A 12,817-nucleotide genomic window follows, 5' to 3' on the forward strand; every position below is an offset into this window, starting at 1 on the left:
ACGCTTTCACCTGCGGCGCGCCGCGGCCGTCCCACCCGCCAGGACACAGGCGGCGGCAAGAACCTGGAGCAAGAGCACCATGGCAAAAAAAGGCCCGGTGTTGGTGCCCAGCAGCGGGGCACCCGCTGCCCCGTGGCTGAGCACCGCCGCAAAAACCATGGGGGCGAACGCGTAGAGGGCCTGGGCCACCGCCACGCAGCGCGCAACGACCCGTGGTACCTCCGGGGGGGCGAATTCTGATTGCGCGATGAGCGGTGGCATCGAGGTCGCATTCCCGATGCCCAGGCCGAACAGAATGATGCCCAGAACCAGGATGCCTGCATGGTGCGCGCCCGCAAGCAGCATCAGCGCAGTCCCCACGGCCTGCACGCCGTAGCTGCATGCCGCGGCAAGCCTGCGGTTGGCCCGTGGCCCCACCACGCGGGCCATCACCAGGCGCCCGCCCATTCCGCACCCAGTGGCCAACGCCATGATGGCGCCGGCCTGCTGCCTTCCCAACCCCGGCACCATGAGCGAGAAGAGCTGGGCAATCAGTCCGATCTGGGCAAACAATCCCAGCGACATGGCCGCCGCCAAGGTCAGGAAGCCCCGGTCCGACCATCGAAGAGTGCCGTCCCGTGCTGGAGGGGGCGCGCCTGCTTCCGTATCGCTGCCGTCGGCTCCATCCGCCACCTGCGATCGGGTGGAGGGTGACTTCGGCAGCACCGTGTGCGCGATGATCGCGACCATCCCCACCAGCACGGTGCCCACGCAAAGCGCTGCCACGGGGAATCCGTAGCGTTCGATCATGGCCGCCCACAGGGGGGAGAACACCATGCCCCCCACGCTCGCGCCGTTGTATGCCTTGCCCAGCGCGAGAGGCCGCCGCGCCACGAACCAGGACGAGATGATCGCGTTGATGCCTGCTGCCCCCAGGGGAACCCAGCCACCGCCGGTCAATGCCGCCGCGACAAAAAGCTGCCAGGGCTGTGCCGCGGCGGCCCATCCAGCGACTCCGAGCGCGAGCACGACGGCGCCCCCCTGTGTCGCCGCGGGAATGCCGAAACGGCGATGCCATCCTGGCAGGCAGATCACGACCCCTGCACCCACCAGGAAGTGAAAGGTGACCGCAGCAGACACCAGGGACAGGGACCAGCCGGTGCGCGCCATGACCGCGTGCAGGAAGACTGGCGGGCCGTAGAAGCCCGCGCCCCATCCCAGCAGTGCAATGACGAAGGCTGCGCGGACTACGGTGTCGCCATAGAAGACGGGGCGGCGGGTGGAAGGCATGCGGACAAGAGTGGCGGGCGCGGTGAAGACCGCAGGACCACCGATGCTGCCCGCTGGCGCGAGAGCACGGTTCGCCCTGGAGCGAACTGTGGGTGTTCATCCACCGTGCATCGTCGGGGGCGGGGCGCGCCCCTTGCGTTCCCGCCGTCTCTGGTGACCGGCCACAGCATTCTTGCCTGGTGGAGACCCGCCTCTGGGCGGGCGTGTCAGGGGCTCTGGCGTCGAGGCGACGCGCCGGGTGCGTGCGGCCGCAGTGGGGCGCCCGCCCTGACGCGGCGCACGGGAAGGTCGGGCGCGAGCCGCTCCACGGCAGAGGTGCGGGACGCGGGTCGAAAGCCGTGTGGCACCACCAGCACGTCCACGCGTGCCTCCCGGAGCAGGCGTTGTGCAACGCTCTCGAACAGGAGGTCGGACACCATCGACGCCGGGTGTTTGCCGACGACGACAAGGTCCGCCGCGCTGTGTTGCTGCTGCACCAGAATCTGGCGAACGGGGTCTCCCCGCCCGATGGAGGACGACAGCCGATTGCGCCGTGCATCATGCGAATCCGTCAATGTGACCATCCTGTCCTGCGCGGAGCGCCGGCACTGTTCGCGGTAGAGCTGGATGGCGCGCTCCGACACTTCGGCATACCGCAGCTTTCCTTCGTCGGCGGTGCTGATGGCGTGAAAGAGCTCGACCCGTGCCGAGGGATGGAGCGCAAGGCCCAGGTCGACCAGGCCGTGAGACATCCGCGAGAAGTCCACGGCCACCATCAGACCCTGGTACGGCTGGTGGGCCGGATTGCGCACGACGATGACGGGGCGTGGGCAAGCGCGCAGCATCCTGAGGGCCGGATGGGTGGTGAACCAGGCGCGCAGGCCTCGCACGGGTGCCGTGCCCCACACGACCAGATCGGCGCCAGCCGCCCAGCGTGCGACCTGTTCGGCATCGCCTGCGGCCTGCGTTGCCGCCTGCACCGCGATGTCGTGGCGCTGCCCCAGCTGCACCGCGTGATGTGCCAGCCGCACGTCCGTGTCCGAAGGCGGCTCCTCGCCGGGGTCGGCAAGGTAGGAGATTTTCAGCGTCGCACCGTGCTCGGCGCAGCACAGCGCAGCCCGGGCCAGTGCGTGGCCTCCCTGCTGGGAGAAATCGGTGACGGCAAGGATGGAGCGAGGGATCATGGGGAAAACTGCTTTCTGAAAGAGCGGCGCCGGCCGGCGGCGCCAATGCGCGGCGAGACCGGGGCGGGCATGGAGATCGGCGAGGGGACGTGCATCTGGCGCACCGCGGGCCGCGGTGGCTGCTTGCCGCGGGGCTACCTGGCGTAGTCGCCCCAGGCCTCGGGCGGGTGGCGGACGCTCGCGGCCGTGGCTGCGCGCGTTTCGCCATGTGTGGCGGCCACCTCGGCATGCAGGGCGCGGGAGCGGACGATCTCTGCGGTGTGGGGCAGGTCCGCAAGGAATGCGGGAAGCTGCGGGACTCTCAGCTGCGACCGGCGAGGGAAATCAGGTTCGGTGAGCGTGCGCCCGCCGTGATCCACTGTATGCATGAAAAGCACTCCATCGAGTCCGGCCGTTGCCCTGTGGGCAAAAGGCGGCCGCTACCGCGCAAGGCGGGTGCCCGGCGGTGGATGTCTGCGCTGAAAGGGGGAAAAGGTGCCGCCGGGCTCAGGAATGTGCTGGCGCTGGCTGACGGTGCGCCTTCCTTGCCGCCGCGCGAAGCGGTGCGGTCAGGGCGGCGGCGGTTCGAGGGAAGGTGGCGGTCATGGGCCCAGTGTACGCAAGGTGCACCCCTTTGGCGGCCAAAGGCCCCATGCTTCTTGCCAGATAGCGCGGATGTCCCGGGCTACCCGGGCCAGGTGCCGCCTGTGGCCCTGAACCTGGCCATCGTGCGCGCGGGCCTGGAGGGGGCGGGCCCTGGCGGCGGCCGCTAGAGCGCCACGGTTTCCGGCTCGTGCTCAGTCTGCACGCCCAGCGGCAGCACACACAGCCTGACGCCGTCCAGCGTGAGCACCAGGCCAAGCTGCCCGCCCATCTGCACCACGCCACAGGAGGTCGCGGCCGGCGCGGAGATGGCTTCGGCGGCGGCCACGCATGCCCGCGCAGACGCACTGACTGGCGGCTGGCCGAGCATCGCCCACAGTATTTGCGGATCACGCAGCCGGAGCGATTGCAGGAACATGCGGAAAACCACCTCTTCGCTCGATTCGCGTTCGGGCGATGGCCGAGGCTCCAACCCGCTGCCCGCGCGCCGCAGCCGCAACAGTGCCCGCCGCAGCTGTTGCCGGCTGGCGGCTTCGGACCGGCCACTGGCCTGGGCGATCTCGGCATGGCCGAGCTCGAACACTTCGTGCAGCAGCACCACGGCCCCGTCCGCTGGCGCCAGGTGGGCGGCGAGCAGGCGCAGCGCGCGGGAGGCATCCTCCGCCAGCGCCGCATCCATCTCGGCCGATGGTGACGCATGCACGGGGTGGCTGGCGACAGCTTGCGCCAGCCATTGCTGCATCCAGTGGCGCCGGCGCAGGCGGTCGATGGCCAGATTGCGCACCACGGTGAGCAGCCAGGCCTGGGCCGCGTTGAGTTCCAGCGCGTCGGCCTCCAGCGCGCGGACATAGGCGTCCTGCACGGCGTCCTCGGCATCCGAGGGGCCCAGCAGGCGGGAGGCCGCGCGCACCAGGCGGCGGCGGTCAGCGTCGATCAGGGCCGGCTGGCGTTCGTCATGCATCTGCAAATCTTGCCACAGCCTTGCCGGGGCCCGCGTGTCACGAAATCCGCGCTTCGTTCGTCAAGGCAGTTCCACCACCCCGAGGAATCCCGCCCATGAACACCCCAGACACCGCCACGACGCCCAGCGCCACCGAGCCGCGCACTTCCTATCTGGAGGAAAAGGCGTTCAAGTCGCGCACCCTGCTGATCTTCGGCACCGTCACCGACCTGGTGGCCGCCGACGTGGCGCGCCGGCTTATCGCATTGGACGCCGACAGCGCCGAACCCATCGACGTGCTGGTGAGCTCGCCCGGCGGACACCTGGAATCGGGCGACGCCATCCACGACATGGTGCGCTTCATCGCAGCACCGGTGAACATGATCGGCACTGGCTGGGTCGGCAGCGCGGCCACCCATCTGTACCTGGCGGCCCCACGCGAGCGGCGCTACTGCCTGCCCAACACACGCTTTCTGATCCACCAGCCCAGTGGCGGCTCCGGCGGGCCGGCCAGCGATATTGCCATCCAGGCCCGCGAGATCGTCAAGGCCCGGGAGCGCATCGCGCGCACGATCGCGCGGGAAACCGGCAAGCCGCTGGACGTAGTGCTGGCGGACATCGAGCGGGACCGGTGGCTGTCGGCCGAGGAAGCGGTCGAGTACGGACTGGTGTCGCGGATCATCGAGCGCAAGAGCGAGCTGCGGGCCGCTTGACCTGGTGGCGCACGCGGCGAAGGAGGGCCGTCCGAAGGACGCCGAGGCTGGGCAGCCTTCACCGGCGCCGCCGGAAACCGGGCCTTGGATTTGGTTCCCGGGGATTGTTTTCAATACTGGAACGGTTAGTTTGCGACCAGATGGTTTTTCTGTGCACACCACCGGCGTACAGTTCAACCCATCGATGAGCCGAACCCGCAAGGCGACTCACCGAACCCGGTTTGAAGCAGTCGTGAGCATGGCTCTTCGCGCTTTGTTCCGGCTTTTTTTGAGACGCTTTTCTTTAAGGATTTCTATCATGAACACCACCGCCCGTTTCCTCTCCATCGCCGCTGTTGCCGCTTTCGCCTCTTTTGGCGCCCACGCCGACGAAGCCGACTCCTCGCAGTTCGCCCTGCAGTTCGATACGAACCGCACCCGTGCCGAAGTGAAGGCGGAAGCCGTTGTCGAAGCTCGCACCCACAACATGGAGCCAGCAGGCTCCCGCGTGGTGACCTACCAATCCACGGCCGACCGCAGCGCCGTGCGCGCCCAGGCAGCCGAAGCCGTGCGCACCGGCCAGATCCCTCACGGCGAATTCAGCGCCATGTAATTGAATTGACGCAGTTGCGGGCCTTTCCATGGTGGCGGCACTTCGCGGGTGCCGCCACCATGGGAAGTGTTTTCACCGCAGCGCAAGGCAGTACAACGGGCCCCATCGGGGCCTTTTTTTGTGGGTGGTCTCCACGTGGCGGCAAGCACCGATAAACTGCTGCCGAGGCCGCATTGGCGCCATTGAGGGCGCGCGGGGGCCTCTTGCCTGCCACCCTCCCACACGGCCTTGTCCCAGAGCGGGGTTCTCCCAATGATCTGCGCCACTTTCCTGTGCATAGCCGCCATGTCGTCTCCGGCGCAGGCCGAGGACGTCTGGTTCACGTTGCATGGCGATCGCCAGGAGGGTGAAAAGAACCTGATCGAGGTGCGCCCCGAGCCCGTGGGCCTGGACCACCGCGTGGTACTCGATCTGCGCGTTTCAAGAGACAGGACCCGGACTTCCTTCAAGGGGCAGAAGTACCGCTCGTACTATGCCAGGGTGGTGGTCCATTGCCCTTCCCGAACGGCGTGGTATGTGTGGCTCACCTACTATGGGCTGCCGGCCTGGAAGGGCGACGCCGTGGGCCGCGAGGAGTACGCCGAAGGCAAGGCCCCCGTGCTGTTCAAGGATGTGCCGGGAGAGCCTTACAAGGGAATGATCTCTGCGGCATGCAAGGTGCGTGGGTAGCTCCCGCCGGTGCGGTTGCCTCACGCATTCTTCCCGGATTTCTGCAGGATGCTGATGTGCCCGTCTGCTTCAAGAAACGCAAATTGCATGTCTTTCGGGTCGCAGTCCGCTTCACGCAGCGCACGCTGCGCGTCGCACAGCGGTACATGGTGCTTGCGCAGCACATCCGTGAAGATTTCCCCGTTGCTGCCGATCAGGACCGGACGGCCTTCCACCCACTGCTGAACCCGTTCGCTGCGGGAGGTGATGACCGCGACGGCGACATTCAGCGCAATCAGCGTCGTTGCGGAAAGCAGTCCTGCCGTGACGGACTTCTCGTCACCGTTCAGACCTGCGGACACCGACTCGCTTAGCAGCATCACCACCAGAAGATCGAAGGGGGTGAACTGGCCCACCGTCCGCTTGCCTGAAATCCGTACCAGCAGGAGAAGCACCGCATAGATGATGGCGGCCCGCAATGGCATCTCCCACCACGCACCGCCCAGCTGAAAAACGTCCATAGGCTTACCCGTCTCGATCTGCACCCGTGAAACCGACCGGCATCGACATCCTTCCGGTGCGCGGTTGATCGCTAGACTATCCGAGCGGCCCGCGAAGCGGGCGTCAGAGGAATGCCGGCTTGCCGGCTGGGCGCGTCCTACAGGTGGTGTTCTGGTGGCCCTCGTGGCCGATCAGGGCGAGCACGGCCGCGAAGAACGTCATGCCTTGCGGATGGAGCATTTGAGAACCCGCGACATCTGGTGCAGCGCGGCCTGCTTGTGCGGTTCGTGCTCGGCCGCCGTGCAATTGGCGGGCACCCATACCTTGAACCCCCGCATGTAGGCATCCATCGCCGTCAGGTGCACGCACATGTCCGCCGCCAGGCCGACAACGATCAATTGCTGCGTTTGCATCTGCCTGAGCAGATGGTCCAGCGGCGTCGAGTGAAAAGCGGAATGCAGGGGTTTCAGGACCGTCAGGTCGCCATTGCCCGGCGCCAGAAGGGTGGCGATCTCGCCCCGCGCACCAGGCAAGGCCTGGCATGCCTTCACCAGATCCTTGAAGTCAGACCTCCAGATCCCATAGTTGTCGTTGGCATAGATGGCCACCGCCCCCTGGGCCGAGAGCCGGCGCTTGAGCCGCGCCGTGGCATGCGCCGCCTCCAGGGCGCCGCGCAGCAAGGCGTTCGCGCCGGGAAACCGCATCGGATTGATGAAATCGACAAGCACCAGCGCGGTGGCGCTCGGCTTCAACGCGGCCGCCTGGATTTCGGCCTTGCCGAATGCAGGGGTGGCCGCCATCACGGTCCGCCTACAACCGGCGGGTTTCCCAGGGGGCCAACCTGATGGGAAGTGCCTTTGATGCCGGTCGGCGGCATTGCGGTGATCGGGGCCGTGGTGGTAGCAATGGGGTCACGCACTGTGCACGCATCCTGGTTGCGCAGGCGGGAGGAGCTGAAGAGTGTTCCTGCCGCCGCCGGAGTGAAAACACCCCCATCATCGAATCCTGCGGCAGCGGCCGGTGTAGGAGCCCGCCAAAGGACCGGGTCAGAGACCGGAAAGCGCCCGGCGGATTTCGGCATGCCGGGCCAGACGGCCTTGTGCATGCGGCGCTGATGCGCCCGGGCCACGCCGGCAGAATTCGGCGGGGCTGCCAGCCGCCAGCCAATGGGGAGGCGAGCAAATTGGCACGGCTGGGCGGAGAGTGGCGCGGCAGAAAACTCCAGGGTTTCAGGGGCTCTGCAGCGCGATGGCGCAGGCGGCCTTGATCAGTCGGTCCCTGGGGTTGGGCTCCATCTCCGCGAAGGCCAGGTTGCGGCCGTCGCTCTCGGCATACTCCACCACGCGCATCTTTCCGTGCCACAGCGGCTTGCTGAACAGGGCGATGGAGCGGTGCCACGCCTTCAGCCCGGTACAGTCCACCACGGCCGTGGAGTAGTAGGAGTGGTAGGGCTGGTCATCAAAGCCCGTGCGTGGCCTGGCGCGGTTCACCCTGAGCTTGACGAGGCGCATGGATTCAAATGCGATGGCGCTGGTGGCATCCACCTCCAGCGTGTCCACGAAGGCATTGGCGGGGTCTCCCACCACGGTGAGCCATGAGGGCGCCTCGGCCGCGGCCGCCGAGGATGCCAACACAGCCACGATCAGGAGGGGGGTCATTTGCGGTCTCGTGCAAAGCGTCATTAAACCCGATTGTTCCGGGAAGGTGGGCTCCGTTCGTTCTTCTAGAACACCCCCAGCGCCAGCCCCGCAGCCATCGCTTCGCCCAGGGTGCGGCAGCGCAGCAGATCTTCATCGCCGATGTGCTTGACGGCGAGGATGGCCTCGGGGGTCTGGGCATGGGTGCAAACGATGAGGGGATCCCCGATGGGCCGCAGGCGCCAGCCGGTGGCGATGCGCTCTATTTGCCTTGCCGCGCTGTGTCCGTCGCTGCCCGCGCAGACCAGGCTGGCATAGGGCCGGCCGTTGACGTGGTCGAGCACGGCGTAATAGCTGCGGTCGAAGAAATCCTTGAGCTGACCGCTGATGGCTGCCAGGTTCTCGGGCGTGGCGAAAATCAGCCCGTCCGCGGCCAGCACGTCCGCGGGCCCCGCTTGCGCGGCGTGCAGCAGCCGCACCGCGACCGCCGCATCGGAGGCTGCGCCCTCGCGCGCCGCCTCGGCCATCTGGCGCGAGCCATCCGTCATGGAGTGATAGACGATCACCAAGGTCTTGCGCTGGTTCATGTCTCCAGCATAGCCCGACAACCGCCCGGTCCATCGCTGGCGCCCGCGGGCGGATCCTCTTGACCCTTGTCCCATAAGCGCGTTCAATCCGCCGTACCGCAGTCCGGTTGCAAATTGTCGCCATTGCTGCAGTTGCTTTCAGTCATTTCAGTGCGCCGGTCAGGCCGGGGCCATTCAAAGAGATAAGACCATGAGCATCGCCAGACGCCTTCATGCCATTTCCTTCCTCTTGATCGCGGGGCTCGCGGGGATCGTGCTCCTGGCCTGGCTCTACCTGGGGGAGGTCACGCGCCAGACAGAACTCGTGGCCGGCAAAGAGGTGCCGCGCCAGCTCCAGGCCAGCGCGATGGAGCTGAACGTCACGCGGTCTTCGCTCCAGATGCGCCATGCGATGCTGGTGCGCACGCCGCAAGAGCTGGCGGCCACGCTGGCGGACATCGCCGACAAGAAGCGCTTGATCGACACGGACCTCGCCAGCTTCGTGCAGGCCGCGGACACCGCCGCCGAGAGGACTCTGAACGCCGAGCTGTCCAAAGGGCTGCAGGCGTTCTGGAACGTGGCCGAGCAGAACCTTCAGTTGATCAAGGAGGGAAAGAAGGAGCCGGCGTTTGACTATCTGGTGGCCTCCACGATCCCCACGCGCAATGCGGTGCTTGCCGTCCTCGCCAAGGAAAAGGAGCACCAGGCCGGGCTGCTGAAAGCCAGCCTCGCCGAGATCGAACGGGACGTGAAGCTGACCCTTCGCGCGCTGGTCAGTGCCGTGGCGGCGGTGGCGATCGGGCTGCTGCTGTTCTCCTGGCACATCGGCGCCACCTTGCGGCGCAGGGTGGCCGCGTCGCAGGCCGTGGCCAATCGCGTGAGGGACGGCGACCTGACCACCCCGGTCACGGACGGCTCGCGTGATGAATTCAGTCCCCTGCTCGCGGCGCTGGCCGTGATGCAGGACTCGCTGACCCGGATCGTCAGCCAGGTCCGCAGCGGCTCGGAGACCGTGGCGGCGGCCAGTGCGCAGATATCCACGGGCAATGGCGACCTGTCCACCAGGACGGAGCACCAGGCGAGCGCCCTGGAGGAGACGGCGGCGGCCATGGAGGAACTCAATTCCACCGTGCAGACGAATGCGCAGAATGCGCTGCAGGCGAACGTGCTCGCGCAGAGCGCCTCCACGGTCGCGAAGCAGGGGGGCGACGTCGTGTCCAGGGTGGTGGACACCATGAGCGGCATCAATGAAAGCTCCAAGAAGATCTCCGAAATCATCGGCGTCATCGACGGCATCGCCTTCCAGACCAATATCCTCGCCCTCAATGCCGCCGTGGAGGCCGCCCGGGCTGGCGAGCAGGGGCGTGGATTCGCGGTCGTGGCCTCGGAAGTGCGCAGCCTGGCAGCACGCTCCGCGGCGGCGGCCAAGGAGATCAAGGCCCTCATCGCCACCAGCGTGGAGCGCGTGGAGGCCGGGACCGTGCTGGTGGGCGCCGCGGGGCAGACGATGAAGGAAGTGGTTTCGTCCATCGAGCGGGTGACCGAGACGGTGGCGCAGATCAGCGCGGCCGGAACCGAGCAGAGCCAGGGCGTGAGCCAGGTCAACGTGGCCGTCAATCAGATGGACCAGGCCACCCAGCAAAATGCGGCGCTCGTGGAGGAAATGTCCGCGGCCGCTTCCAGCCTGAGCATCCAGTCCCGAAGGCTGGTCGAAACGGTCGCGACGTTCAAGCTGTCCAGTTCCGCGCTGCAGCTGGAAGCCTCGGGCCAGCCCGGCCCGGCCTTGATGCTGGCCTGAGCCCGGCCGCCGTGCCCGATTGATCCTGTGCGCGCCCCGTGCCGGCGCCGGGAGCGCGGGCAAACGTCAGCCGGGCCGGAATCCGAGCGCTTTCATCGCGGGTGTCAAACTCACCGCGGCCTCTTCGTAGGCCTGCCAGGGGCCATTGCCCACGCCAAGCCTCGCGTCGATGTTCCGGACGTTCCAGTGGGCGGCGCTGGTCAGCGCATCCAGTTCTTCCCAACCGACGGGCACGGAAACGCCCATTCCCGGCCGTGCGCGTGCCGACCATGCGCTCACGGTCGTCGCACCGCGGCCGTTGCGCAGGTAGTCCACAAAGATCCTGCCCACCCGGTTGCGCGGACCGCTCTTGGCCACGAAGCGCTGCGGGATCGTCTCGGCCAGGTGCAGCACGATGGCCCTGGAAAAATCCTTGACCGTGTCCCAGTCGCGCAGGCGCTTGAGCGGAACCACCACGTGAAGGCCCTTGCCCCCACTGGTTTTCAAAAAGGCGGGAAGCCCCAGTCCCTGCAGCAGCACGCGCAGCAGCCGCGTGCCTTCACGCACATCCGCCCATGCCACGCCTTCGCCCGGGTCCAGGTCGAAGGTCAGCCGGTCGGGGCGCTCCATCCTGTCTTTCAGCGCGTTCCAGGTGTGGTATTCAAGGACGTTCATCTGCGACCCGCTGCGCAAGCCCTGTGGGGAGACCACTTCCAGCAAGGGCGCATGCCCCTCGTCCAGCGCCGGGTCCAGGCTCCGCATGCCGGGCAGCGCCTCGGCCTCCTGGTGCTTCTGAAAGAAGAGTTCTCCCGGCACGCCCCCGGGAGCCCTCACCAGGGCCACGGGCCGTGCTTTCAGGTGCTGCAGCATCAAGGGGCCGACCTTGGCGTAGTACCGCACCATGTCCATCTTGGTGAATCCCGTGGACGGATCGATCACGCGCTCGCCGTGGGAGATGCGCGGTCCGGGCTGTGGCGATCTGGCGCGTTTCCTGGCGCGGGGCGATCGCGTCGCCGGGGCCTGTGGTGCGTGTGCCGCGTCCGCGCGCTTCATCAGGCCGCCTTCTTGCGCTGCGCGGAAGGCGTCTTGGCCGCGGCACGCTTGCGCGCGGTTTTGCGCGGCGCCGTGCCGCCCTCCTTGGCCGCCGGCCTGGCGGCAGGGCGGCGGTTTCCGGGCTTGAGGCTGCGCTGCAGCAGCTCCGTGAGGTCGATGATTTCCGCGCTGCCCGTGGCGGCCTGTGCGGGCTGCGTGACCGTGCGGGTATCGCCCTGCTGGACCTTGGCGGCCACCAGGTCCATGACCTGCTGGCGGAATTCGTCCTTGAAATCTTCCGGCTTCCAGTGGCCGGTCATTTCGGCGATGAGCTGCGTCGCCATCTTCATCTCGCTGGGCTTGATGGCGGTGGCGCCCAGGGCGGGGAGATCCAGTCCCTCGAAACCCTTGACCTCGTCGCCCCATCTGAGCAGGTTGAGGACGAGCGCGGGTCCCGAGGGTGCCAGCAGCGCCAGGTGCTGCTTGGTCTGGATCACGACCTTTGCCAGCGCGATCTTCCCGGTCCTGGCGAGGGCTTCGCGCAGCAGGGCATACACCTTGTGCCCCTTGTTGATGGGGCTCACGTAGTACGGGCGCTCCAGGTAGACGAACGGGATTTCCTGGGCGTTCACAAAGCGCTCGATCTCGATGGTCTGGGTGGTGCGCGGGAAGGCGCCTTCGATTTCCTCCGGGGAAAGAACAACGTACTGCCCGTTCTCGTACTCGACGCCCTTGACGATGTGGGCCTTGTCGATTTCCTTGCCGGTGCGCTTGTTGATCCGCTTGTAGCCCACGGGGTCCATCGACCGCTTGTCCAGCCAATCGAAATCAATGCCTTGCTCCGTGGTGGCGGTGTGCAGGCCCACGGGAATATGGACAAGGCCGAAGGAGATGGCGCCCTTCCAGAGCACCCGGTTGCTGGTAGCCATGTACGCACTTTCTAACAGGGCATCGCGCAGCGCGGGATGCGTCGCGGGGCCGTTGGATTCGATCGTTTCGCGGCAGCCCTTCGATGTCTGTAGGAAAGCGGCGCGCCGCGGCCTCCGAAGAAGGCGCAAGGGGCCATTGGCCTACACCGTTGGCGGACTCCGCTGCCGACAATCAAAGGTCCAACGTGGCGAACGGATGAGGAGGTTTCCATGCCCGGTGAACTCGAGGAAGAGAACGTTTTTGGCACGGCGGATGCAAGCTCCTACTCCGCGGTGCTCTGCAGGACGCCGCAGGGGCGCTACACGGTGCAGAGCCTTCTGATAGACGGACACAATGTGCCGGTCCGCGATGCCTCCTGGGCCACGCGCGAAGAGGCCATCGATGCGCTCAAGGAATACGCCAAGGGAGACCGGCAACCGTAAGGCCCGCGATCCCCGAGCGGATGTCGGCAGCGCCAGCGCCGTGGC

General features: G+C 67.1%; 15 protein-coding genes. 5 read left to right on the forward strand and 10 right to left on the reverse strand.

The genetic code is table 11. The features are described 5' to 3' along the window. Nucleotides 1-6: 6 nt before the first annotated feature. The 4 genes from AC07OD_RS10615 to AC07OD_RS10630 all read right to left on the reverse strand — a co-directional run bounded on the left by AC07OD_RS10615 (nt 7) and on the right by AC07OD_RS10630 (nt 3,975). Nucleotides 7-1,269, reverse strand: coding sequence for an MFS transporter (locus AC07OD_RS10615; protein ID WP_494596538.1), 1,263 nt, complete (start codon nt 1,267-1,269; stop codon nt 7-9). Between the two features lie 206 nt (nt 1,270-1,475). Next, nucleotides 1,476-2,432 (reverse strand): universal stress protein, encoded by a 957-nt coding sequence (locus AC07OD_RS10620; protein ID WP_494596540.1) that lies wholly within the window; start codon nt 2,430-2,432, stop codon nt 1,476-1,478. Between the two features lie 134 nt (nt 2,433-2,566). Further along, a complete protein-coding gene (locus AC07OD_RS10625; protein ID WP_218296156.1) occupies nt 2,567-2,800 on the reverse strand; it encodes a hypothetical protein in 234 nt (77 codons plus the stop codon). A gap of 380 nt (nt 2,801-3,180) precedes the next feature. Next, nucleotides 3,181-3,975, reverse strand: a complete 795-nt coding sequence (locus AC07OD_RS10630; protein WP_218296155.1) for a sigma-70 family RNA polymerase sigma factor — start codon at nt 3,973-3,975, stop codon at nt 3,181-3,183. Between the two features lie 95 nt (nt 3,976-4,070). Here AC07OD_RS10630 and AC07OD_RS10635 point away from each other — a divergent pair, with 95 nt between their 5' ends. The 3 genes from AC07OD_RS10635 (at nt 4,071) to AC07OD_RS10645 (ending at nt 5,928) form a co-directional block, all read left to right on the forward strand. Further along, nucleotides 4,071-4,667, forward strand: coding sequence for an ATP-dependent Clp protease proteolytic subunit (locus tag AC07OD_RS10635; RefSeq protein ID WP_218339759.1), 597 nt, complete (start codon nt 4,071-4,073; stop codon nt 4,665-4,667). Between the two features lie 298 nt (nt 4,668-4,965). Then, a complete protein-coding gene (locus AC07OD_RS10640; RefSeq protein WP_218296153.1) occupies nt 4,966-5,259 on the forward strand; it encodes a DUF4148 domain-containing protein in 294 nt (97 codons plus the stop codon). A gap of 285 nt (nt 5,260-5,544) precedes the next feature. Next, entirely contained in the window at nt 5,545-5,928 is a 384-nt protein-coding gene (locus tag AC07OD_RS10645) for a surface-adhesin E family protein (RefSeq protein WP_255591045.1), read from the forward strand. Between the two features lie 20 nt (nt 5,929-5,948). Here the strand turns inward: AC07OD_RS10645 and AC07OD_RS10650 are convergent, their stop codons facing one another. From AC07OD_RS10650 to AC07OD_RS10665, 4 genes are all read right to left on the reverse strand, one after another. Continuing rightward, nucleotides 5,949-6,428 (reverse strand): DUF421 domain-containing protein, encoded by a 480-nt coding sequence (locus AC07OD_RS10650; RefSeq protein ID WP_218339758.1) that lies wholly within the window; start codon nt 6,426-6,428, stop codon nt 5,949-5,951. A gap of 198 nt (nt 6,429-6,626) precedes the next feature. Then, a complete protein-coding gene (locus tag AC07OD_RS10655) occupies nt 6,627-7,208 on the reverse strand; it encodes a cysteine hydrolase family protein (RefSeq protein WP_494596543.1) in 582 nt (193 codons plus the stop codon). A gap of 429 nt (nt 7,209-7,637) precedes the next feature. Beyond that, nucleotides 7,638-8,066, reverse strand: coding sequence for a surface-adhesin E family protein (locus AC07OD_RS10660; RefSeq protein ID WP_494596545.1), 429 nt, complete (start codon nt 8,064-8,066; stop codon nt 7,638-7,640). A gap of 65 nt (nt 8,067-8,131) precedes the next feature. Beyond that, entirely contained in the window at nt 8,132-8,632 is a 501-nt protein-coding gene (locus AC07OD_RS10665; RefSeq protein ID WP_494596547.1) for a flavodoxin family protein, read from the reverse strand. Nucleotides 8,633-8,822: 190 nt separating this feature from the next. Here AC07OD_RS10665 and AC07OD_RS10670 point away from each other — a divergent pair, with 190 nt between their 5' ends. Next, on the forward strand, nt 8,823-10,409 hold the full coding sequence (locus AC07OD_RS10670; RefSeq protein WP_494596549.1) for a methyl-accepting chemotaxis protein: 1,587 nt from the start codon (nt 8,823-8,825) through the stop codon (nt 10,407-10,409). A gap of 66 nt (nt 10,410-10,475) precedes the next feature. Here AC07OD_RS10670 and ligD read toward each other — a convergent pair whose 3' ends face one another. Together ligD and ku are read right to left on the reverse strand one after the other, a co-directional pair. After that, on the reverse strand, nt 10,476-11,327 hold the full coding sequence (ligD, locus tag AC07OD_RS10675) for a non-homologous end-joining DNA ligase (protein ID WP_494596550.1): 852 nt from the start codon (nt 11,325-11,327) through the stop codon (nt 10,476-10,478). Between the two features lie 113 nt (nt 11,328-11,440). Continuing rightward, nucleotides 11,441-12,349 (reverse strand): non-homologous end joining protein Ku, encoded by a 909-nt coding sequence (gene ku, locus AC07OD_RS10680; protein ID WP_494596552.1) that lies wholly within the window; start codon nt 12,347-12,349, stop codon nt 11,441-11,443. A gap of 210 nt (nt 12,350-12,559) precedes the next feature. Here ku and AC07OD_RS10685 point away from each other — a divergent pair, with 210 nt between their 5' ends. Further along, nucleotides 12,560-12,772, forward strand: coding sequence for a hypothetical protein (locus tag AC07OD_RS10685; protein ID WP_369643377.1), 213 nt, complete (start codon nt 12,560-12,562; stop codon nt 12,770-12,772). The last annotated feature ends 45 nt before the right edge of the window (nt 12,773-12,817 follow it).

This window comes from Acidovorax sp. GW821-FHT10E03 (assembly GCF_059415205.1).